Source organism: Paenibacillus sp. J31P190 (genome assembly GCF_059692075.1).
On record NZ_JCAUAS010000007.1, the window covers coordinates 171,488 to 195,942 of the forward strand.

Consider the following 24,455-nt stretch of genomic DNA (forward strand, 5'->3'; position numbering starts at 1 on the left):
GTTTGAGGTAGTAGGAAAAGTTCGTTTGATAAGGAAGATATATCCTTCCATTTTCCCATCTTCTATCAAGGCTGTTCCGAATGGGGGCAGCGTTGGTTAGAATATCGATGACTGCGTCTACCGAAATGTCCAATCGAATGACACCAAGAAATTCAGAGTAATCATTGGGGTTACGAAACGGCCCGAGAGGCAGCAATCTTTGCCTCCGACGAAAATGCCTTTCGTTCAACAATAAGTTTTTCACCAGTAATCTCAAAATTTCCTTTTAAACGAATATCTTGGGATGAAGCACCGATAAACACATCCATCTTCCCCGGTTCCACAACTTGATCCATATTCAAGTCATGAAATGCCAGTTGCTTCATGTTCACCTTGAAAGCAACCTTCTTTGTTTCGTTAACATCCAAGTTAACCCGAGCATATCCAACCAGTTGCTTAACAGGTCTTGCAACACTGCTCACTCTATCCCGGATATATACCTGAACAACCTCATCGCCGGCAACCTGTCCCGCATTTCTCAGCATAAATTCTATGTTCAATTCTCCGTCTGCCTGAACTATGCAGTCGTGTTCCAAGTCGCAGAATTCAAATTGCGTATAACTTAATCCATGTCCAAATGGATACAAGGGTGTATTTTTACTGTTATCAATATATTCAGCCCACTCATTAATTTCAACATAGAGCGGCAATCTGCTGTTATACATGGGGATCTGACTTGCTTCTTTGAGAATGGTCACCGGAAGCTTACCACCAGGATTTGTTTTTCCTGTAAGGATATTTGCAATGGCTTCAGCTCCTGACTGTGCCGGAAGCCATGAATATAGCACTGCTTTACTATTTTCGCTTACAATCGGTGTAGCTATTGGCCGGCCATCTATGATAATTGAAATAACAGGTTTATTCAGCTTAAATACTTCTTCCATCATTTCAAGTTGTGGTCTTTCAAGACCAATGTTGATGTTATCTTTATTTTCACCGCAAGTCGCTTCAGGATCAATCATGCTTTCTTTACCGCCTAATACGGCAATTACGATATCTGCCTGTTGTACCGCAGATTTTACTGCTTCAATCCCCCCGCCAATGGCCTTGGAAATATGGCAGCCTTCGGCGTGATGTACATGATCCTTCCCAAGCTCCTCCTCCAAAACATCTTTTAGCGATTTACAATTCGGATAGAACATCTCAACGAATTCTTCATTCGTTTTATAGACTCGTTTCGAGGAAGCATCGACAGCCAGATTCTCGCTGATCATATTCATGATGATTTCTCTTTGCTCAGGGGTTGGTTGGTCCTCAAATTCAATTCCAATCGATTTTAACGACTCTTTGTTGTCGGTAATAGTCCCTGTGTAAAGCAATCTCAGGAAGCTGTCTTCTTCGGATTTGTCGAAATCACTGCTTCTTGTGCTTGCGGATCCAACCGATGAATATCCTCCAAAGAAGTTGGTTTTGGTGTCTGAGTTGGGGCCGATTAGCGCTATCTTCAGGTTCTTTTTGAGCGGCAATATAGTGCCCTCATTTTTTACCAACACCATCGATTTCTCAGCAATCTCTTGTGATAATTCTGCATTCTCCGCTTTACTGATTTCATAAAAGAAATCGCCTTCTTCATAAGGGTTTTCGAATAGTCCTAATGTGAATTTGGTCTCAAGCACCCGTCTTACCGAAATGTCTATATATGCCTCATCGATTTCGCCCGATTCAACCGCTTCCACCAAGTACTGGTAGCATTGATTGCCAGGTTGTTCTACATCTAGTCCCGCTTTGAGTGCCTGTATCGCTGCTTCTTTATGATCCTCTGCCACTCTATACCGTAATTTTGCATGCGTGATACTGCCATAGTCAGCTACAACCAGCCCGGTAAATCCCAGCTTGTTTCTTAGAATGTCTGTAAGAAGCCATTTTGACGTAGACACTGCCTGGTCATTTAAAATCCCATAACTATTCATTATTGCTTTCACGTTTGCCTCATGAATAGCCGCTTCAAAGGGGAAGCAATAACTATCCAATAATTTTCTCTCGCCTATTTGCTGTTCTCCGCCGCCTCTTCCCCCTTCAGCATTACCATAACCTACAAAATGCTTAGCGGTAGCCATGACTTCATTATCACCCTGTATGCCTTTAACAAAAGCTACGCCCATTTGCGCAACTAAATAGGGGTCTTCCCCGTAGGTTTCGCCGATTCTTCCGAATCTCGGATCCCGACCCAAGTCGAAAAGGGGTGAATGTACAGCCCTAAATCCATAGGCCCTAAGTTGTTTTCTGACTACCTCACCCATCTTTCTCACTAAGTCCTGATCCCAGGTAGAAGCGAGATTAATAGACTGCGGGAAAGTAGTTGCACCGGGGATCTGCGCACCTGCTATCCCTTCACTATGAAACAGCCCCGGAATACCTAATCTCGTTTCTTCAACTAGAAACCTTTGTATGCTATTAATCGTTTCCTTATCCTTTTTATTGTCACCTGTTAGGGAATCATTCAAATAACTTATTGTTCCAATCCCATCTTTTAGTTTTTCGTATCTGGTATCATAAACACTTTCACCTCCGTATGAATTGGCACAGGTTAACTGGGCTACTTTCTCCTTCAATGTCATTCTTCTCATTAAATCTTCGACTCTATCAAGAATGGACTTGCTTGAATCTTTATAGATCATTTTTCTTCCTCCTCTAATTCGAATGACGCTTCTTTCACGTCACGGGAACTCGATCCGATATAAACCTTGAATTCTCCTGGTTCAGCTGCATACATCATTTCCGCGTTCCAATATGCCAAATCTGCTACGGCAATGTTGAACGTGATTTCTTGCGCTTCCCCAACGTCCAAGGTCACCTTTCTAAACCTTTTAAGCTCCTTCACCGGACGAACCACGCTGCCGTAAAGGTCCTGGATGTACAGCTGAACGGTTTCCTCACCTGTTACCGTACCCGTATTGGTGACCGTCACGCTGGCGATGATCGTCTCGGATGCGTTCATCTGCGTTTGCGACAATCGAATGTCCGAATACTCGAATGTCGCATAGCTAAGTCCGAAACCAAAAGGATACAGAGGCCCATTGTCGCCGTCGATATATCTCGAGTAAAACTTCTGACCCTTATTGCTCTCCGTCACCGGTCTCCCGGTTTTAAAGTGATTGTAGTAGACAGGCACTTGCCCGATCTGTGCGGGGAAGCTCATCGTCAGCTTGCCAGTTGGATTATAGCTGCCGAAGAGCACATCGGCTATGGCATGCCCGGCTTGAGATCCCAGGAACCATGTCTCTACGATGGCATCGACATGGCGCTCGAACCAATCCAACACCAAAGGCCGTCCATTGGTCAACACAAGAACGATAGGTTTGCCTGTCTTAACCATAGCCTCCGCGAGCTCCTGCTGTACCCTCGGCAAATGAATGTCCATACGGGATGCAGCTTCACCTGACATTTCACTGCTCTCTCCGAGCGCAAGAATGACGAGATCGGCTTGTTCTGCCGCCGCGATCGCTCGATCCAATCCCCCTTCAATGGCTTCCTCCACCTTACATCCCATTTCAAGCAATAGATGCGTCGCCGGAATGCCTTGTTCCTCTAGTCCTTGTCGGATCGTAACGGTCTCTTTCGCATATCGGGACCACTGCCAAGGTCCTAGAAGGTCCTTGCTATCGCCGAACGGTCCAATCACCGCCACCTTGTTTTCCTTGATTGCTATCGGAAGGACTCCATTATTCTTCAACAGAACGATGGATTTACGCGCCAGATTTCGGCTTGCCTCCAGGTGACTCTCATGGAAGTGGTACTCCTGCTCCTTCTCCGGCCGAACGTAACGGAATGGGTCGTCCATTATGCCGATCTTATACTTATATGTCAGGATGCGCCGTACGGCTTCGTCCAATTGCTCTTCCCTAACGAGACCTTGCTCTATTAACTCATGCAAATAATCATAAGAACGGGTCACCATTTCGATATCCATGGTTGCATCAAGGGCTTTTTTGGCCGCTTCTTTATTGTTTTTTGCATTTCCATGCGCCACGATTTCTTCAATGGCACCATAATCGGAAATCAAAATTCCGTTAAAACCTAGCTCATCTCTCAACAAATCTTTAAGAAGGTACCGATTCCCTGCAACTGGAATCCCTTGATACGTATTAAAAGAGTTCATCACAGACCCGGCGCCGGCTTCAATCCCTGCTTGGAAGGGCGGCAAGTAAACATTCCGCAGGGTGCCCTCTGAAAGATCTACCGTATTGTAATCGCGTCCTGCCTCCGCGGCACCGTATGCGATGAAATGCTTTAAACAAGCAAGGAGTGTCTCTGGGTGATGTAAGCTGTTACCTTGATAGCCTTCTACTTGGGCTCTGGCGATCAAGCTTCCCAAGTAAGGATCTTCCCCCGCCCCTTCCACGACCCTGCCCCATCGCGGATCTCTTGTAATATCCACCATTGGGCCGTGGTTATACGTAATTCCGCTTGCAGTCGCTTCCCTCGCAGCAATCGCGCAAGCTTCTTGAATAGCTTCCAAATCCCAACTGCAGGACCAAGCGAGCGGCACGGGAAAAATCGTCTGAAACCCATGGATAACGTCGAAGTTAAATAACAATGGAATACCGTTCGGGGATTGTTCCACTGCAATTTTCTGCAGCTCGAACACGCGGTAGCTATTTACTGCCGCAAGTACAGAGCCCACACGACCTTCTTCGATCAATTTCTCCGGCGACTCGGATTCAATGTTTGTTCCAAGGGAGATGTTTGTAGACATACACTGACTCATTTGACCGATTTTCTCGGCAATTGTCATCTTACTAAGGAGACCTTCTACAGCTAAGCGGATCTCTTCACTGTCCCTTTGCTTCACATCATGTTTCCGATACGGTGCAACCTCAGAAATTAGCATCTCCTCGAGAGTCGGGCCAGTTCCTTTCGCGCCGTTCACCAGAAACTCGTCCTGATAGGGCAACTTGATCTTGCCCTGAAATTCCTGCTGTTCAAAGGTCAATTCCATTTCAAACCACTCACCCGGTACAAAAGGCGATGTCCCTTTGGCCCGAAGAACATTTCCTTCGACCTTCAATGTATCAATGCCGATCGGGAACGGATATGGTTCCAATAAAACGGATAACGCGTAGTCTTCTTTTTTTTCAATGATAAACTGCATTTTAATTCTGGATTGTGGGGTTTGATGCAGAAAGTGCCATGTGCCGATCATACGATTCAACTCACTCCTCATGTTATTTGGATCTTAATCTTAATAGAGACCCGCAGCGTACAAACTGCTGCGGGTCTTTTTGGGTTGTCAGGCTTGGATTTAGTTTATGGATTTTTTGCCTTGTAAGCATCAAGCTGCACCTGTAGGTCCTGCAGCACTTTGTCCAAACCAGCTTTTTTGGCAGCCGATTCAAATTTCGCATAAGCCGTTTCATAATCGATGAGACCGACGCTGGCCGGATTCATATATTGTGTAACGAGATTGCTAATCGCTGCACTTTCGTTTTTCACTTTGGCGTCACTGTAGCTAAAATTATATCCATATGGGTATTTGTGTGTTTTCATCCGATAATCCTTCAATTCTTTGACGATTTCGTCGGGCGATTCGACGCTCCATCTTTCGTTCGGTCCGCGCCATCCCCAAGGGTCATTCGATCCCGGCGGATATTTGGGAGAATCTGCGAGCGCTTTGAATCGGTTGTCGCCGGCAGGCTCCCAATGCTTGCCCTGAATTCCGTACCAGGTCAAATCCGAGTAGGCTTGATTCCATTTCAATAGGTCAAGGAACATGAGCGCACGCTCGGGGTTTTTCGAACGAGCGTTGATGGCGACTCCATTTTGCGTATAACTGGAAGGAACGACGGTTCTCTGCGGAATGAATATTTCAGTCTTCCATTCCGGATGAGCTTTGCCAACTTCTATGGCTATGTTTGAAATCTGATCAAGTGACGAAATAGCCACCGCGGATTTCCCAGCCTTAAACAGCTCATATGATTTTTCTTTTTGCGACAATGCATTTTTCGAGATAATGCCGGCTCGCTGCCAGCGGAACATAGTGTTTGCATAATTTTTGTAGGCTTCGGTCTTGTAATACTCCTTAGCTTGCATTCCTTCTTTGCTATATGCGTTATAGCTCAGATTCGATGACGTCCCTTGGTTGTCAGCTGCATTCTGATTCGGATCGAACAAATTTATGAAGAAATTTTCTGATTCATAATGGTAAGCAAATGGAGTAATCCCTTGATCGTTCTTGGCAATCGCCGTTAAATAGGCATCCAACCCTGCCATGTCTTTAACCGGCTGCGCATTATATTGATTCATTAAATCTCCGCGCAGCATGAATCCGATCGCCCCATTCTCTTGCACCGCCTGCGGCACAAAATAGACCTTGCCGTCAACTTTGGCTTGCTCCCAAGCATCTTTCGGCGTTTTCTCCCAAGTTACTGGCGCATTCTTGGACAGAAGCTCCCCTGTCAGCTCCAAAAATCCGTTCTTTCTGGCATAACCCCCATAGTCTGTCCAGCTTGAGGCGTAAATCAGGTCGAAATCCTCACCGGCAGAGAAAAGGAGAGGGTACTTTTGCGACCATTCGCCCCATGACAGGTTCGTAACTTCAATGTTGGCATTGATATCTTTCTTCGCCATTTTGCTTAACTCCTGATAGACAAGATCAGCATCAGCCGGCTTGTCACCGAGCAGAATCATCTTAAGCGTGACTTCTTTCAAGTCTTTCCTGGACGTGTCACTCGTCGTGTTAGGGGATGGACTGCTTGTCTGTGAGTTGTCCTTGTCCTTCCCGCATGCCGACAAGACAATCGTGCAGAGCATAACAACTACCAGGACGAAAGATAACTTGTTCCGTCTGTTTTTCATTTTGACCCTCCTATAAAGTTTATTATATGTTAAACCGGTAGTACCGGTTTTAACCTTTCACAGCGCCCAAGGTCAGCCCTTTCACAAAATATCGCTGTATGAACGGATACAAAAAGAGGATTGGGCCGATGGCGATCACGGTGACTGCCATTTTTAGCGAGTTTAGCGGCATGTTGCTCAAGTCGACGGATGCCGTACCGCCGGATAGCTGCATCACTTTTCGCATCTCGTCGGAATTCGAGACCAGATTGTAGAGAAGCAACTGCAGCGGTCGCAAGTTCTCATTCGAGATGAACAGCATGGATAGATACCAATCGTTCCAATATTGCAGTGCGACGAAGAGTGTAATCGTCGCAAGTACCGGCTTGCATACAGGAAGAATAATTGAATTAAATATTCGAAATTCATTCGCTCCATCCATGAATGCGGATTCGCTTAACGCTTCCGGCACTCCGCGCATGAACGCTTTCAGAACAATGATGTAGAAAACACTGAACAGTGCTGGAACAATTAGAACAAGCAAATTATTTTTTAAATGCAGGTATTTCGTGATCAGGATATACCAGGGCACCAGACCGGCATTGAACAGCGTAGTGAAGAAGAAATAGAAAGCCAAGCCGTTCGCTATGCGGAATGTGCGCTTATGGATGACATAAGCCGTCATAGCCATCAGGTATACACTTGCGAGGGTTCCGATTACCGTAACCAGTATCGTAACGCCATAAGCTCTCAGAATGATCATTGGATCCTCAAGGGCGACCTCGTAAGCCTTGAACGTGAAGGAAGACGGGATCAATGTATATCCGTTACGAATAATCTCCTGTTCATTGGTCAAGGACGAAGACAGGACCATTAGAAATGGCACGACGCACAGGATTGCAAAAACACTAAGCAATAGATAAGCGACAATATTAAAGATCGCGACATCCGCAGTTAGTTTTCTCAAGATGGTACCTCCTTTCTAGAACAGCGAGTAATCTTTGTTGTATTTCTTGACCAGATAATTGGCAATCATAATCGTGACGAAGCACAGAATCGACTGGTAGAAGCCGGCAGCAGCCGCCATGCCTTCCTCCCTCGTTGTGAGCAGGGAGCGGAAGACGAATGTGTCGATAACATCTGTCTTGTCGAACAGTACGCCGTTGTTCTGGACTAGCTGGTAGAACAAGCCGAAATCACCTCGGAAAATGTTACCGATCCCAAGAAGCACTAAGATGACGATGGTTGGAGTAAGAAATGGCAGGGTCAGATGCCAAATCCGCTGGAAAATATTCGCCCCATCAATTTGTGCAGCTTCATAAATTTCGGAATCTACTCCCATAATTGCAGCCAGGTAGTAGATCATTCCGTAACCTACCGACTTCCACGCACTGACAAGGATAATCAGGAAAGGCCAATATCCCGGGGTATTGTAAATGTCGATTGGCCCGGAGCCGCTTGACCGCAAGAAGCCGTTAATGATCCCCGAATCAAAATCAGCAAACCCGTAAACCAATAGCCCCACAGTTACCCAAGATACAAAATACGGAAGAAACAGCATCGATTGCGTAATCTTGCGGAACCATTTGCCCGATATTTCCACGAGTGCGATTGCAAGCACGATCTCCAGAATGTTGTTAACGACGATAAAAGCGATGTTGTACAAGAAGGTATTGGTCGTCACAAGCAAGGCCTTGCCTGAAATAAAGAAAAACCGAAAATTGTCAAATCCCGCCCACGGGCTTCCGAAAATACCGTCCTGGTAGTTGTAGTGTTTGAATGCAACAACCAATCCGGCAATGGGCAAATAGTTGAAGATGAAGAAGAAGATAACTGCTGGTAGAGACATCATTACCAATAGTCGGTTCTTGATCAGATGCCGAAGCAACGATTCGCTTTTCACTGTTGAACCCTCCTATTTTTTTGTATTATTACGAGATCGTTATCACTATTTTGACAGATCACCAACACATAATTAACCCTACAGAATTGTAAACTAGCCAAATATATTGTACTATCAGAATGAAAAGGAAAACTAGAAAGAAGGCTTGAATTGTGCTGAAGATTTTAATCGCGGATGATGACCCATTCACACTTCAGGGGATTATCGGAGCTATTCCTTGGAACGAATTCGGAATCGGGACTGTGTTACAAGCCAGCAATGGGAGCAAGGCATTCGAGATCGCACGCCGGGAGCATCCGCAGCTGCTGTTAACCGACGTACGAATGCCGAAGATGGATGGGATAGAGCTTGCGACTGCTTATCGGGAACTGGCTCCGAACTGTCAAATCATTTTCATGAGCGGTTTCTCTGACAAGCAATATCTGAAATCGGCCATTAAGCTTAGAGCCATCTCCTACGTTGAGAAGCCCATTGAATTAAGCGAACTGCAGGACGCCCTTCGGCTCGCGGTTTCGCAGACTCGATCGACAAGACTGATTCCCATTGCGGAGACGAATGTGTTGTCATCCGCTATGCCGCTCATCTTAAGCGAGCTTGCACTAGCGATTACGAAACCGCAATCCAGTAAAGAGAGGATCAGTGAGTTGACGGCACTGGCCGGATATACGTTTCCTGCCCGGATGCGTCTGCAAACGATGCTTGTCAAAGTCCGTAAGAAGAATATGTTGAAACCGGAACGAACGGAATTGACAGCGGAGTACATCTATGGGATAGTATCTGCTTTGCTGACGGAATCCAATACGACAGGCATTGCCGCCGTAAAGGACGAGTCTCATATCATCATCCACCTGTACGTCACATCCGGCAATCTGGACGACCTCCGGGATGCTGCCGATCGATTCGCCTCGAACTTATTAGATATCCTACCGAACAAGGACATTATATTCGTCGCGTCAGGCAAGCCGGTCATAGGATTGTCCGGTGCTGAAGAATCCTACCGCACAGCCGTCATTGCCATGCAGCATATGTTCTATAACGGTTATTCCGTATACGGGTATAACGATATCCAGACACCCGCGTATCCCTTCGACACCCATTTAGCAATGATTTTCCAGGAGTATCTATTCAAGCAGGAAATCGGGCAAGCACTTCGGCTCATTTCCAGCCTTACCTTTGATATCAAACAGCATAAAAACACGACGGTCAATCGTGTGAAAGAAATCTATCACCAACTTCTGATTACACTGATACGGGCATCAGGAGATCGGGACATCCGCTTGTTTGACAATGCCGATAGCTCGGGATTCTTATGGAACATAATGAACGAATTTGACACCTTAAGCGAGATGAGGGATTTCCTCGTCATGAAGGTGGAACGCTATGCATCGCTGATCAAGGAACAATCCCCTTATAGCGGTATTGTTAATGATATCCTTCAATTCGTGCATGACCATTACGCGGACGTACATCTGTCCATCGGTCAAATCAGCACCCACACCATGCTTACGACCTCTTATCTGTGCAATCGCTTCAAGCAGGAAACGGGTCAAACGATCAATCAATATATTACAAATTACCGGATTGATAAAGCCAAGGAGCTTCTGCGCGATCCTTCGCGCAAAGTGGCAGATATATCGTTGAGCGTTGGGTATACTAACGGAGATTACTTCGCGAAGTGCTTCCGCAAGATTACCGGAAGCAAACCATCCCAATACAGGGAGGGACTTGGAGGATGAGGTTAAAGGCGGCCCGGCACTTCCAATTGTTGTCCAATCTCAAGCTTAGACATAAACTTATCCTTTCCTTCTTCCTATTAATCGTCCTGCCGCTCGGGGTTTATTTCTATCTGTCGTCGGAGCAGCTATACAAGCAATTCCTGAACAGGACATCGTTTTCGGTCGCGCGAAATTTCGATCAGTCATTCTCCTTTCTATCCTATAAATTTCAAAGGATCCGCGCAGCGAGCGATATTCTTATGTCGGAGAAAATGCTTACCGATGTAATGACCTCCGAAGTGCGCTCCGATGATTTCTTCATGCAGTACAGAAATTTTCTAGATTTGCGGCCATTCATATCTTCTTTCGAGGACCAGCGGGATATCCAAAGCGTCAAATTGTTCCTTAACGAGCAATTGTTTTATTCCGAAGAGAACGTCAATCTGTTCAGTCTGCAGAAAGCACGTCAGACCTATTGGTTCAAGCGGTTGATGGACAGCGGTAATGGCATTCTGTGGGCTCCCAGCTCTTACTTCACTGACCTGGATGCAAAAGGCAAGAGTTTCTTTGCGGTTCTCCGGCCATTCCGTAACCCCAAAGATTACTCTGAACTTCTTGGCGTCCTCCGATTGGACATTCCGGTAGACGCGGTCATGGATATCTTAAGCAACGCTGCCCCTATTCGTAATAGCTTGACGTATATTCAGAATTCCAGCGGGGATAACGTCGCCAGTTCGAATCTTCCGCTTCAACAGGAATATAAGATCGATAAAGATGAAGTGATTAGCTCCGCTAAGAAAGGTCCCCATTTTGTCAAACTGGAGAATTCATCCCATCAAGTGTATTTCCAAAGCAGAATGATACCAGGGACCGATTGGTATATGGTTACTGTGATTCCACTTAAAGAGATTGCTTCCGAGAGCAAAGCAAATCTGCAGAATTCACTCATCCTGCTCATCGCTATTGCTTTGATTGCATTTCTGCTATCCATTCTGATTTCCAATTATATGACTTCGCGCCTAACCCAGATCATGCGTAAAATGCGCAACGTGCAAGAAGGCAACATCGCAGCACTCTCCTTGCCCCCATCCAGGGACGAGTTCGGCGAGTTAATCGAGAATTACAATTATATGGTCGGCAAAATTGAGTTATTGCTGGAGGATCAATTCCGGGCCGGACAAGAAATCAAGAGTGCGGAGCTAAAAGCGCTACAGGCGCAAATAAATCCCCACTTCCTTTACAACACGCTTGATATGATGAAATGGATGGCTCGAAATGGAATGGCTGACGAAATTGGACAGGTTGTAACTTCGCTTTCTAAGTTTTACAAACTCAGCTTAAGCAAGGGAAATACGGTCATCTCCATCCGTGATGAGCTTCTTCACGCCAGCAGTTATATGCAAATACAGAGCACCCGTTACGCGAATAAAATTCTGCTGGACATCCAGGTGGACGAAGAGATTATGGAATACGGAATTATAAAAATAACTCTGCAGCCAATCGTAGAGAACGCCATCATCCATGGTATTCTGTGTACGGAAGAGGAATCGGGTACGATTCGGATTACAGGCGGATTGGACAAAGGGGATATTGTGATTATCGTTTCTGATGATGGAGTAGGGATATCTCCGGATATTGTATCGAAACTGCTCACGAATGAACTCAACAATCGAACGAGAGGAAGCGGATACGGCTTGCGAAACATAAATGATCGGATCCATTTGTTTTACGGCTCGGATTACGGGCTTACTTTTAATAGCAAACCGGGGTTAGGGACGGCTATTGTAATCCGCATACCCGTACAGAAAATGCAAAATGTATAAAGGATCGGAAGGTTTAGTGCAACAATTAAAATTGATCAAAGATATCCGCGATTTCGTTGTTTGATTATGCTGTCACACCAAACAAGTTGTTGATTAATTCAACTGAAGAAAGGACAGACGAATGAACGCATTCGACCTGCCCTTTCCTTAGCATATGCATGACTTCGATTCCCGCAATTGTATATTCTGCAGTTTCAAACGACTTGTATCCCAGCATTGGTTTTATGATTTTCTTTATAAACCGATGATCTTGTTCAATAATATACTTAAGATATTTCTTTTGCCGTAGTAATGTTTCTTGTTTCATAGCCTTCTCGTCCTTTAATTGCTGAACTGCAATAGCGTAAGCTGGATTTTTATCGACAGAGATCACGCGAGGCGATTGATTGTGTGTTGAAGTCAATGCTCTTTGAAAAATCGTTTGGCAGCGAGAGCGTCTCGATTTTCAGACAACATGAAATGCCGAGAGTTTGCTCTGCAGTCCGGGATTATTTATTATTATTCCTAAACCCTGAATACTTATCAATAAGACTATGCTAAGAAAATATCAAAATTATGAAGCCTGTTCTACTGTTTTGGCGACTTTTTGATGTGCATTTAACGACTTCATTTAAGGATTGTTTTGATAAAGGAAGATGTATCCTTCCTATTTTCCATCCTAAATCTCTATCAAGTATCCATCGGATTCACTTCCATATCCTTGCCCCCGGCTATCTTTAACGCCGCTCAACCGGGAAATAAACCGAATACATTTCGTCCTTCACTTCATATAAAGGAATGAAGCGGATTCCCCACTCCTGATCCTTGGTACGGTAATACCCCGGATTCCACCAGCTATGATTGCGCTCTCGATCCGGGATCAGCATGGATTCCGGATCCTCGAGATTGCCGTACAGACGCCTTTCTTCTTGGCTAAGCCCTGCCAATACAATGGGTCCGTCAAGGAAAGCTACGGTACCAGATTGTCCGGGAAGCGGTTCGACCCTGAGCCGTTTAGGGAACTCAACGTGAATTGTATCGCCATTGCTCCACTTGCCGCTGATTTCACAGTACGATGACGGCTTAAAGGTGCCTGAATGCGGGGTTCCGTTTACTAAAATGACAGGCTCTCCGGCGAGCCACCACGGCAGCCGAAGCTTAATGGTCAATTCGGTCGGCTGCTCGCAGGCAACGGTCAGGTCATAGACAAAGTGATCCGGACGATGCACCGGAATGGAGGAAATATCGACCCGTGTGATCGCCGTCATTCCCTCAACCGACCATCCGTTCAGCGGATAAAGCCCATTTTGCCCGTTTTGTGTCAGACTGAGGCTGGTACGGGTTCCTTCCCATTCGGTTTCCAGCTTGGAAGGAATCCATTGATTGACAATAATGCCTTCCTCGTCCTCTGAATAGATCGGCGTCTCGTACGCAGCATTCGCCTGGATCAAAGTGCCATGGCAGCACCAGAAATGCTGCGTAGGCGACCCCCATGTTTTCTTGCTGCCAGCCCCTACGCCGAGGAAATAAGAGATCATACCGGTTTCGCCATTCTGGTGCGCAAGCACGCCATTGATAAATCTGCGCTCCCAATAATCGGCATAGATGGGATCACCTGTCCAACGAAGAAGCACTTGAGCCAATCGCATCATGTTGTAGTTGCAGCAGTGCTCTTGTCCAACGCCCAGCCGTTCGGCAATTTGCCCAGGAGGCATCCAAAGCTCCGCATCGTCCCCCGCCCCAGTACATACGTATCCGCGCTGTGTGACTGCGCATTGCCAAAACGCTTCAACAATGTGGCGGAAACGCTCGTCTCCGGTCACTTCCCAAGCTCGTGCAGCGCCGAGTATTTCTGGAATTTGCGTATTCGCATGCTTGTTCGTAAGCACGTCTTTTCCCGCTAAAAGAGTATCGAAAAAGCGTCTCCGATCATACCGATAAATCAGCTCCCGGTGCTGTACGGCCTGTGTCAATCCATACAGATCCGCCCATACTTCAAGCATCCCGCCGGTTTCCATATCCAGTAGATCGTCCATTTGATCGTGGGTGAATCGCTCTGTCCAGCGATAAAACCAGGAAGCCATTTTATCCATAATCTTCAATGCCTGATCATTTCCGGCGATCTTATACATCTCATAGAGGCCCATCAATAACTTATGGACCGTATAATGTGGCGCCCATACCCACTTGCCTTGGACAATTCGATGCATATACGATTCAGGGAACGCCGCCAGCCACTCCCCACCGTTCGCTTCCTGACAACGTGCCAGCTCCTGGACGATAGTGTCCGCCTTGGCTTTGACCATTGGGTCTTTGGTTTGGGCATAGATTCGTGCTGCAGCGGACAACCAATGCCCCATCATGTGGCCACGCAGTTCGCAGGTCGGGGATTCCCACCCCCAATGCCAATGCTCGGGACCGTCTTTACTCGTGGTCGAAACACTGGTCGTCCCCCCATTCCCGCTGTAACTCCACAATCCGGCTTCTAGGTAGAAGTTTCGCAACAGATTTTGATTCGTTAAACTCATGACATATTGTTTATTGAGTTCGAAGCGTGCCTTGAGCGGTCCCTCAGCGAGCCTGATTTGACCGTAAGAATATTCTCGCAGACGTATAGCCATACTTATACCTCTCTCTTTTTTTGATGTACAATACATATAATAATCGTATGAACACAAGCTTTGAATGCATTTTATTTTTATTACCTACACTTTTTTTGGCAAAATCAAGGATGGGGGGGGGGGAGCAAGGATGGACCGGAACATTTATCTAACGGCGGACAGGTTCCCACTAATCCGGGATATTGGCAGCAACCGAACTCAGGACTGGTATTCTCATCCGGATCGGATGCTTGATTACGATGTCTTTCTATTCGTCGCCAAAGGGAGCATGCAGGTCACGGAGGAAGAGAACGACTACGTTGTGGGGGAAAATGAACACTTGTTTTTGAAGAAGGGGGTGCATCATTGGGGCCGGCCCGAGACGCTTCCCGGAACGACCTGGTATTGGATTCACTTTACAACGATCGTCGATGAACGAATCGAATATAAACGGCAGTCCGCTATTTCCGAGCTGGACTACTATTTCCCCGAGCATTATCAACACGTGCTTCAGATGCCTAAATTCGGAACAGCTGCGCTTCACCATACAACCGAAGACCGTTTGAAGTCCTTGATCGAAAGCAGCCGCAAGCAAAGACCTAACCGGATGACGGAAATCTGCTTGCATGCCTACCAGCTATTCTTAAGCTTGCATCACTCGGCAGCGAATATGGATAAAGCGAAAATGCCGGGAAAAGCAGAAGCCCATGTAGGACGAATCATGGAGTATTTGAGCCGGCATGCCGAAGAGGAATTTGACTCCAAACGGTTAAGTGAATACATGAATTTGAATTACAGCCATATCTCTGCAACTTTCGCCAAAACAACCGGACAAACCGTTATTGAAGCGCATACCCGCCTAAGAATGAACAAAGCCCTGCATCTAATGCGTACCACCACTTTGAATATCTCGGAAATTAGCCAACGACTCGGATTTCAAAACCCGTTCTATTTTACCAGAGTGTTCAAAAAAGTTTTGGGTGAATCGCCTTCCTCTTATATGAATCATTTTTATCGATAAAAAGGGTCGGGGATTTACCAAAAAATCATCCGTAAACAAAATAAGCAAATAACCTGCTCTTGGATCCGTGTCTGAAGCAACCGACTTTACCCCAAGTCATTCCGGAAATACAAATGAAATGAGCCCCAAAGGGATTATCAGTATCCCTCCGGGGCTCTTGTTTTGCTCTCTTTTATTTGTTGGCAGCACTCATCGGTTCCCACTTTTATAGGGAGGAAGGCGCATGGCCTTCCTCCCGAAACAAGTACGCTTCTTAATGATTTCCTGATTGATTGTTATTACCATTTCCAGACTGATTATGAGGCACGGTCACGGTTACGGAAGTAACTGTTTTGTTGCCCGCCTTGTCAGTTGCTGTGTAGTTGATCGTATAGATTCGCCCTTTTTCTGCACGTAAACTAAATGATGTGGCAGCTGTACCGAAATTAGCCTGAATGTCGCCTATACCGCTATCCGGTTGGTTGCTCGTGATTGATGTTAACACCACGGAATCAACACCCGATACAGCATCGCTCGAATTCAGAATGGCATTGATTGTCACTATTTTATGATTAGCCGGCCATATTGACGTCTTATCCAATTGAACGGTTAATGCTGGCGCCGCCTTGTCAACCTTAAACTCGACGGTTTTGAGCTGTTCGACATTGCCTGCTTGATCCGTGCTGCGGTAACTGAACTTATAAGTCCCTTCACCGAAGGCAGGAATGGAACCTGTGTAGGTAATCCAAGCACCGTCATTCAATTGATATTCGGTTGTCACTGCTCCACCGTATACACTAGCATATACAGATAAGCTTACGGTAACATCCGTCGTGTACCAGCTGATCTTGCCGTTGGGCGCTGCCGGATTAAGCGTTGCGGCAGTGACAGGGGCAATCTTATAAATGTTGCTTACGGTCATGCTCGTCACATTTGATACATTGCCTACAGCATCGGTTCCTCTTGCATACACCGTGTCATTGTCGGAAACAACGACTGGTGCGGCGTACGCTGTCCAAGTGCCGCTTGCGCCCATTTTGTATTCCTTCAATGCCGCGTCGGCCGGAAAGCTGATCGTTACAGTGACACCTTGGTTGGTCGGAGCTGTCGTATCTACAGCTAAGATTGCATCGGCAGGCGCTATATGATCGATATTGCCGACCCCATATTGGGTTACATTTGATACATTGCCCGCAGCATCCGTTGCTTTTGCATATACCGTCACATTCCCGGAAACAACTACAGGAGCACCGTATGCTGTCCATGTGCCGCTTGCGTCCAGTTTGTATTCCTTGACTGCCGCGTCCGCCGGATAGTTGATCGTTACGGAAACATCGTGGTTGGTCGGTGCTGTAATGTCTATAACGAAGGTTGCGTCCGCAGGTGGCGTCTTATCGATGATGCTGACCGTGTAACTCGTTACATTGGAGACGTTGCCTGCGGCATCCATTCCTCTTGCGTACAGCGTTTCATTCTCGTTAACGATACAAGGCTCAGTATACGTTGTCCATGTACCGTTATCACCCACTTTGTATTCCTTCATGACGGCATCATCCGGGTAACTGATTGTGACGGCAGCCTTGGCGTTGTCCGGCGTATTTTCCGTAGTAAAAGTAGCACCTGCCGGAGCAGTCCTGTCGATGTTTACCTTGATTGTTTGGACGGTCGCAGAATCCTTCAACCGATAATTGAGGGTATAGTTTCCGTCCTGCTCCAATGTGATCGGAGATGCATAGGAAAGCCATGCGGCTTCGCCGTTCAGATTATATTCCGCATTCCCGTAGGTGGATAACGTGATGCTCACTGGCATCGTGTACCAACCGTTTAACCCGTTTGGTGCGGTGGGATTCACGGAAGGCTCGATCTTATAGATCAAACTGTTCAACGCCGTCGGCAGGCTGTCGGAGGCTGCATCAACTGCGGTCTGGGTCGCGCTTGCATCAGCAGCAACCGATTTTGCTTTCGTTACCACAGTTTGGAACGACGTATAGCTTTCGGTGGTATAATGGTCGGCGACAACTGCATTTGATTGAGTCAGCAAGAGCGTGAGCAGCGTACGATCGACAATCTTCTCATAGAACTCCATCTCGCTGACATTGGCAAAGCCGTTAGGCGTATAATACCGTAAATAACGGTATGCCGTGCTGCTGGTAATCGTTTGCGTATACCATTTCATATCGCTAACGCCGTTTATCGTATACAAGGTCTCAAAGTTGCTGCCATCGTTGGAGCCTTGGATCAGCGCTCCATTCATACGGGAAGCCTGACCGCTTCTCGGCATATACCTAATGCTGCCGAGCACTTTTACATTACCTGCACCCAAATCGACGCGTGCCCAACCAGCTGCGGTAGTGGTGTCCGGGAACGTGCTCGTATTACCGTCAAAAGCGCGCCATCCGTTTGTCGCAGCGTCCTTACCATCCGTTGCACTAGTGGAGGCTACTACCATTGAAGAGGTAACGGTGATTTTCGGATAAATGGTATTCACAGCTACCAGCAGCCCTTGAGCCCGATAAAGATCGCCCAGAAGCGCCGCTTTGTCGGCACCCGGCTGGATTACTGAGTTATTAATCCGTTCTATTTCCTTCAGGTATAAGTAGTAGCTTCCCTTAGTATAGCCGTCCTGTGCAAGCACCTTGGAAACTGCATTGAAATCATAATATCCATAAAATTCAACTTCCGCTACGTTGCCAAACCAAGCGGAGCTATTATACAGCCTCAAATAACGGTAACCATTATGATTCAAAAGCTTATCATATCTTATTTCGGTCCATGAATTATCCTTCGCTGCTGTTACTGCTTGGGTGAGGTTTGACCAACTGCTATTATCGTTGGAGCCTTGAACAATGAGTCCATTCAGCCTTCCGCTTTGCAATGCTCTTGGCATGAGTTTAATTCCGCTCAGCTTAATAGACGCGTTTGCTCCAAAGTCTACCGTGTAGTAGGAACCGGCTCCGGTATTCAAGTCCCCATAAGTAGCTATATTGCCATCAAACAACAAATACCCTACCTGCTCCTTCGACAAACCGGTACCGGGGAATTGCTTATCGGAAGCTATAACTGTTGCCAGCGTTGAAACGTTTATTTTTTCAGCTGTTGTCACTCCCGGTACCAAAGTGGCGATGCTGCCCGTATCCGCTGTTGTACCATCTGCCGTCTTTGTTAGGCTAAAAACCACAGATACAAATGTGTCAGCAGCAGGTTTTGCGATTGCACCATCCGTTCCGATAATTCCGGCAGGCGTTGCTGATTTTATCGCTATTGTATAACCTTTTGGAACTGTTGGCAGCTTTAAACTTGCTGCATCCTGTGCAGGCGCCTCTACGCTTGTTATTGTGGAAGCAAGTTTTGCAGCTGTTGCACGATATTCACCATAAAATTCAACTTCCGCTGCGTTGCCAAACCACGCATTGCTATTATACAGTCTGAAATAACGATAACTTTGATCCGACGTTCCATTCACTTTAAGAACGGTCCATGTGTTCGCCTGCGAGCCGGCAGCAGTGCTCGTAAGGCTTTTCCAATTGACATTATCGTTGGAGCCTTGAACAATCATTCCATCCATTCTGCCTGGGAACGATGCTCTTGGCATGAGGAAAATATCGTTCAACTTAACAGAAGCGTCTGCTCCGAAGTCTATCGTGTAATAGGAACCAGAACCGGAATTTAAGTCCCCATAAGTAGCTGTATTGCTGTCAAACAATAAATACCCTACCTGCTCCTTCGATAAACCGGTGCCAGGGAACTGCGCGTGTGAAGCTGTAACGGTTGCCAGCATGGGAACATTAATGAAATTTGCCGGATCAACAAGGTACAGGTTGGAGTTGTCGGTTGTCAAAAATGCTGTATCACCGTTCGTACCGTCGTTCCTTTGGTAATCGACCGTAAATTTGACTGCACCCGTTTGTACAGATCCATCCAGGACAGCCGTAGCCGTCCAGTTTATATTGTCCTGAGTGCTTACAATCGCAGCCTTGCCTTGGATGTTGACGTTTACATTATGAATCGGCTCTTTGGCTTGGATGGTTACCTTTGCCGTGTTGCCGATCACGATTTTGCCGCCGACACTTTGATCTGAACCGATCGAAATGGACTGAATCTTATTATTCGTTTCATTACGTTGCCCGTAGATTCTGAATTCGCCGAGCTCAAGGAAGTTTTGAACGCTATTATGAATGACGTCAGGCTGCGGATGAATTTCTTCGATTTTGATGAATCGGAATTCCTGATTTTTGTACGCATCATCGACAACTAGTGTTGCCATGTCATCGATAAACGGTGCTTCACCAGGCGTCAGACGCGTCCAGTTTTCCTTGTCATTGGACCCGAATACCGCCGAGCCTGCCGAACGATCCACAAAATTCATTCGGCCCTGAATGCCGAAAGCCGTTGCTGAAACCTTATAATCCGGCCCGAAATCCATGATATGGTACAAATTCGGATATGGCGCCAGACCAGCGACCGGGAACGTATTATTGTTATTATCCATGAGCAGCGAAATCGAGTTGCCGAAAGTGGATGTCACAATATTAGTATAGTCCATGCTTTCATCGGATAATAATGGCGTCACCAATTGAAGACTTTCTGCAGCGCTTCCTAGTTTTAGCAACTGTTGATAGAACGCCGCGTCGGACGCAGTCTGAATCTGATTCATCGTGTCATTATATACAGCATTATATTGATTCAATGTCGCTGTTGTGTAAGTTGCATTTGGTTGATATGGCGTGATGGCCGCTTGTACGGCAGACGCGCGGTCGCTGGCAACAACAATGTTAACGTTCTTGGCTGCAGCCGTCGTGCCGTCAGAAGCAACGACGATAAAAGAAGTCGTTCCGGCTTGCGTCGGCTGCCATGCAAATGCGCCGGTACTCGTATTGAACTGGGCACCATTCGGACCATTCTGAAGCTCGTAAGCAATTACATCTGTGGCGCTTGAATCCGTAGCGGCAAAGTCCAAGGTCACAGGCTCCCCGACATAGGCAACGATATTCAAATCCAAACTTCCCGCTTGAAATGCCGGCGGAGTCAGCTGTGTGCCTGCTTGTACATTGAAGTGGTCAAAGTCAACCGTCGTACCGGCTCCCTTCACTTTCATATAAAGAAGGTTGTAATCAGGATCCACCTGGCCGTAGGAAACATGACTGATCCCCATGTCATAGGTGATATATTGCCACTGACCCTTTGTATCCGGCAGCGTCAGTGTATTGTACGGGGTTGAGCCCACTTCTTTACTAAACTCTAATGTAGCCACACCGCTCGTTCGAATCTTTAATCCTATGAGAAGGGAATTCGTACGGTCGGGATAGGACATGTTCTGTACAACCAGTTTGCTTCCCTCTGCCGTTGCCTTCGTTTCTACATAAGAGGTAGTTCCCTCTTGCTTCGTTGCGGTATTGTTGTCGTATGCTGTGTACCGGTCTTCGATTTCTGCCAATGCTGCGCTTGGTTGCTCCTTCGGGAGAAAGGTAGCCCCTTCAGCCTCCGCCGCCTGCGGTAAATAGAGCCAGAAGTCGCCGCCGCCGTCCATGTTATCCCAATTGATTTTCAAGCTTCCTTTATAATAGGAATTGGATGGGATTCTCTTCGTGAATGCTTCGTAATAGTATGGAGCCTTCTCCGCTACATTTACCCCTTTGACATACGTGTAGTAATAGTACAGATCCCAGAAGTTAGCGGTAAGCATCCTTCCTCTGTAGGAATCCGCCAATTTTTGATAGATCCCTCTCACAGTTCCATCTGGTGAAATGGCATATGGAACCGGCGTCCACGGCGTGTCATAACCGAGCATGTACTGCCAAAAATAGTTGGCGGCCGCTAAAATCCGATCATTCAAAAACTCATACGGACCTACAGCATTGCTATTCGTGGATACGGTTCCATTCTCCGGATCGACTTTGGTGCCTTGGGCAAGAAGCATCCGCGATATGATGGCTGCATTCGTCAAATCACCGCCGCCATGTGCCTGGTCCCGCCCCATCTCTACATGTTGAACGTAAGGTTGGGCTAATTTTTCGCCCGTCATTGCATTCGTATCAACCAATCGGAACAGCTGCTTAACCGATCCATTGAAGCCCTGATCTAAAGCCGTCTTATTCACGGTAAACCATTCGACAGCCTCGTTGTATCTCGCTCTGTTATCGGTAAAGATATAACCCGCTATGGCTCCTAAGAGCGGATAATTATGCTGGTTCATGAAATAGTTGTTATTATGCTGATATTTTTCGATAATCGGCGTAATCAGGTTATTGGTAAAATTAACCGTATCTTGATCCGTCCACTGCAGAGATGCTGTTTGATAACTGGAATATCTCAAGATTTCCGCCGCAGTTACCATCCGGTTGAGCGGTATACCCGTATGAATATGCGCATCTTGATATGGGGTGTATTGCCCAGGATCCATCTGGGACCAAAGGCGGATAATATGCAGGGCATTGACCCGGTAGGTCTCATCGCCTGTAATATAATACATCAGCGCCTGGGTATAAGCCTTCAGACTGTCAGCAATAAAGACCGCTTCAACTCCTTGACTGTTAAAAGCAACGATGGACGGTTTCGTTGAATCCGAGGAACTTTGATTGCCGGCCTTCACCGTTTTTGAAGAGGCTGAAGATACCGTCATTGCCTTATAATAGGAATACCAAGGTTCGTGTTGCGAGAGCACCTCCGCTCTCATTGTTTCCAGTGTGGTCTTGGTTAAGCCGACGCCCGGGTGAGTAAAACCGCCCGTGATCGTTTCGTTAATTTCGACTTGATTTCCTGTGATGACGGTCGTATCTGCAGCCGAAACCGCCCCAATTGGCGTAAACGTTGCAACCATGTTCACTGCTACAAGTACGGCTAACAGACGCATCCATATCTTTCCGAAATGAAATACAGTTTTCATGTGTTTCCTCCTTTAAGTTTTACGAGTCTACATACAACGTCGTATGCTTGGATCCTTTGTACATTGCGGCTTGAAGGCGCTGTCAATTTCTTCTGATAATCAACCTTCTACTCACTGATGTTTCAAACCTAGGCATCCAGCTCCATGTAATCAAAGTAGTCGAAGTCCGCATGCAGGCGCGTTCCTCTCAAATCCTGTGCGCACAGCCCGACGAATGCGCCGGTAAAGGATAATTTACGTTGGTAGCTATCGGCAAGATTTCCGGAGTACAGCGTCGGACCGATATGCTGCCACTCTTGATCATCTGTACGATAAAAGAATTGAATCTTATCGAAATTCATTGCTGCTTTGAGCTGTATGCGCTCCCCTTTAGGAATCGGTACATAAGCCTCTAGTTCATCATACTGCCCCTGATCGCTAACGATGATCGCCAGGTGTTTGCCGAGCTGTTCATCATGGGAGATACGCAGATAGTAATGATCGGACTCATCATAATAGAGCACAAGACCGGCCATTTGGGTAAAAGCTTCTGGCTCGAACGCCACGCTTGTCACCATCTCGCACCGGAAGCTTTGAATGCGTCTGGCCACGAGGCTTTGGTTGTGCAAGGAGGTAAGTGACTCTCTTCCCTTCAGTCTCAAGAAGCCAGGAGACTCGGTTAAGCTTAACCATGACTCGTCAGTCGGGACGCGAAGTGTGTGCCATTGCACGCTGAGCTTCGTTTCGTCAAAATCATCGCGGATCGGGTCCGGCGCAAACGGGTGTGGCGTCAGCTCCGTCTCAGGAATATGCAACTGTGGCTGCTTACCGCCTGCGGCCAGCTGCAGCCAGCCGTCAGGCGTCCATGCTACTTTTTGAAGGGAGGTTTCTCTCCCTAACGGACTGAGCTTATTGCCGTCCGGCAGGGGACGGGAACAAATAAACACCATGTACCAATCCCCGAGCTGCGTTTCCACCAAGGAACCGTGGCCTGCGTTTTGTAGAGGATGCTCTGGCGTATTTCTTGTCGTGATAATCGGGTATTCCGGATCAACTTCATAAGGACCGTCAACGGAAGTGGCGCGCATGAGGGTTGCGGCATGCATCGGCCCCGTTCCCCCTTCAGCTACCAGCAAATAGTAGTACCCATCCTTCTTATACACCATTGGCCCTTCCGTAACACCCAAATCCGTCCCTTGGGTAATCAGCTTAATCTCACCGATCAGTTTGCCTTCAGCCAAACAGAACTCCTGCATGACGATGCCTGCGAATCTATTTTTGTTTTTGCGAAAATCCCACTGCATATTAAACAGATACTTGCGGCCATCCGTGTCGTGAAATAGAAAATGATCGAAACCGCTGGCATTCAGGTAGATCGGCTCTGACCACGGCCCTTCAATTGTAGGCGCCGTCACGATATAGTTGTGCAGATCTTTATATACGCCTTTTCTGCCTACTACATTCGTAAAGCACAGATAATAGGTGCCGTTGTCGTAGCTTAAAGAAGGTGCCCATATGCCGCCTGAGCTAGGCACACCGCGCAGATCCAGCTGGCTTACACGATCCAACGGACGCGTCAAAGGTCGCCAATTCATTAAATCTTTAGAATGGTGAATGAGCACCCCAGGGAACCATTCGAAGGTGGACGTTGCAATATAGTAATCATCTTCAACCCGAATGATCGACGCATCAGGGTTGAAGCCACGCAGAATAGGATTTTGAATCATAATGTGGTACTCCCTTGTCGTATTAGTTTGAAC

General features: G+C 46.8%; 12 protein-coding genes. 3 read left to right on the plus strand and 9 right to left on the minus strand.

Annotated elements, in window-relative coordinates:
* Positions 1 to 170 precede the first annotated feature (170 nt).
* The 5 genes from AC58U0_RS15520 to AC58U0_RS15540 form a co-directional block, all read right to left on the minus strand.
* Positions 171 to 2,657, minus strand: coding sequence for a glycoside hydrolase family 3 N-terminal domain-containing protein (locus AC58U0_RS15520; protein ID WP_497379838.1), 2,487 nt, complete (start codon positions 2,655 to 2,657; stop codon positions 171 to 173).
* Positions 2,654 to 5,182 carry a beta-glucosidase BglX gene (gene bglX, locus AC58U0_RS15525; RefSeq protein WP_497379931.1) on the minus strand — a complete coding sequence of 843 codons (2,529 nt, stop codon included), beginning with the start codon at positions 5,180 to 5,182 and terminating at the stop codon, positions 2,654 to 2,656. The genes AC58U0_RS15520 and bglX overlap by 4 nt, the downstream gene beginning before the upstream one ends.
* Positions 5,183 to 5,286: 104 nt before the next feature.
* Entirely contained in the window at positions 5,287 to 6,834 is a 1,548-nt protein-coding gene (locus AC58U0_RS15530) for an ABC transporter substrate-binding protein (protein WP_497379839.1), read from the minus strand.
* Positions 6,835 to 6,883: 49 nt separating this feature from the next.
* On the minus strand, positions 6,884 to 7,780 hold the full coding sequence (locus AC58U0_RS15535) for a carbohydrate ABC transporter permease (RefSeq protein ID WP_497379840.1): 897 nt from the start codon (positions 7,778 to 7,780) through the stop codon (positions 6,884 to 6,886).
* A 15-nt stretch (positions 7,781 to 7,795) separates the two neighbouring features.
* Positions 7,796 to 8,716, minus strand: a complete 921-nt coding sequence (locus tag AC58U0_RS15540; protein WP_497379841.1) for an ABC transporter permease — start codon at positions 8,714 to 8,716, stop codon at positions 7,796 to 7,798.
* Between the two features lie 152 nt (positions 8,717 to 8,868).
* On the opposite strand from AC58U0_RS15540, the gene AC58U0_RS15545 reads away from it, so the two are divergent.
* Both AC58U0_RS15545 and AC58U0_RS15550 read left to right on the plus strand, forming a co-directional pair.
* Entirely contained in the window at positions 8,869 to 10,452 is a 1,584-nt protein-coding gene (locus AC58U0_RS15545) for a response regulator (RefSeq protein WP_497379842.1), read from the plus strand.
* Positions 10,449 to 12,254, plus strand: coding sequence for a sensor histidine kinase (locus tag AC58U0_RS15550; RefSeq protein WP_497379843.1), 1,806 nt, complete (start codon positions 10,449 to 10,451; stop codon positions 12,252 to 12,254). Before AC58U0_RS15545 ends, AC58U0_RS15550 begins: the two co-directional genes overlap by 4 nt.
* Before the next feature lie 64 nt (positions 12,255 to 12,318).
* Here AC58U0_RS15550 and AC58U0_RS15555 read toward each other — a convergent pair whose 3' ends face one another.
* Both AC58U0_RS15555 and AC58U0_RS15560 read right to left on the minus strand, forming a co-directional pair.
* Complete coding sequence (locus tag AC58U0_RS15555) at positions 12,319 to 12,672, minus strand: DDE-type integrase/transposase/recombinase (protein WP_497379932.1); 354 nt, start codon at positions 12,670 to 12,672, stop codon at positions 12,319 to 12,321.
* 298 nt (positions 12,673 to 12,970) lie between these two features.
* The gene (locus tag AC58U0_RS15560) at positions 12,971 to 14,854 is read right to left on the minus strand and encodes a beta-L-arabinofuranosidase domain-containing protein (RefSeq protein WP_497379844.1); all 1,884 of its coding nucleotides are present in this window, start codon (positions 14,852 to 14,854) and stop codon (positions 12,971 to 12,973) included.
* Between the two features lie 130 nt (positions 14,855 to 14,984).
* On the opposite strand from AC58U0_RS15560, the gene AC58U0_RS15565 reads away from it, so the two are divergent.
* A complete protein-coding gene (locus AC58U0_RS15565; protein WP_497379845.1) occupies positions 14,985 to 15,854 on the plus strand; it encodes a helix-turn-helix domain-containing protein in 870 nt (289 codons plus the stop codon).
* A 253-nt stretch (positions 15,855 to 16,107) separates the two neighbouring features.
* Here AC58U0_RS15565 and AC58U0_RS15570 read toward each other — a convergent pair whose 3' ends face one another.
* Positions 16,108 to 22,716, minus strand: coding sequence for an OmpL47-type beta-barrel domain-containing protein (locus tag AC58U0_RS15570; RefSeq protein ID WP_497379846.1), 6,609 nt, complete (start codon positions 22,714 to 22,716; stop codon positions 16,108 to 16,110).
* 128 nt (positions 22,717 to 22,844) lie between these two features.
* Entirely contained in the window at positions 22,845 to 24,422 is a 1,578-nt protein-coding gene (locus AC58U0_RS15575) for a glycoside hydrolase family 43 protein (RefSeq protein ID WP_497379847.1), read from the minus strand.
* Positions 24,423 to 24,455: the final 33 nt, after the last annotated feature.

Coding starts and splice junctions, on each gene's coding strand:
- AC58U0_RS15575 (WP_497379847.1), bottom strand. CDS start 24,422: ATGATTCAAAATCCTATTCTGCGTGGCTTCAACCCTGATGCGTCGATC.
- AC58U0_RS15560 (WP_497379844.1), bottom strand. CDS start 14,854: ATGGCTATACGTCTGCGAGAATATTCTTACGGTCAAATCAGGCTCGCT.
- AC58U0_RS15565 (WP_497379845.1), top strand. CDS start 14,985: ATGGACCGGAACATTTATCTAACGGCGGACAGGTTCCCACTAATCCGG.
- AC58U0_RS15570 (WP_497379846.1), bottom strand. CDS start 22,716: ATGAAAACTGTATTTCATTTCGGAAAGATATGGATGCGTCTGTTAGCC.
- AC58U0_RS15520 (WP_497379838.1), bottom strand. CDS start 2,657: ATGATCTATAAAGATTCAAGCAAGTCCATTCTTGATAGAGTCGAAGAT.
- bglX (WP_497379931.1), bottom strand. CDS start 5,182: ATGATCGGCACATGGCACTTTCTGCATCAAACCCCACAATCCAGAATT.
- AC58U0_RS15530 (WP_497379839.1), bottom strand. CDS start 6,834: ATGAAAAACAGACGGAACAAGTTATCTTTCGTCCTGGTAGTTGTTATG.
- AC58U0_RS15550 (WP_497379843.1), top strand. CDS start 10,449: ATGAGGTTAAAGGCGGCCCGGCACTTCCAATTGTTGTCCAATCTCAAG.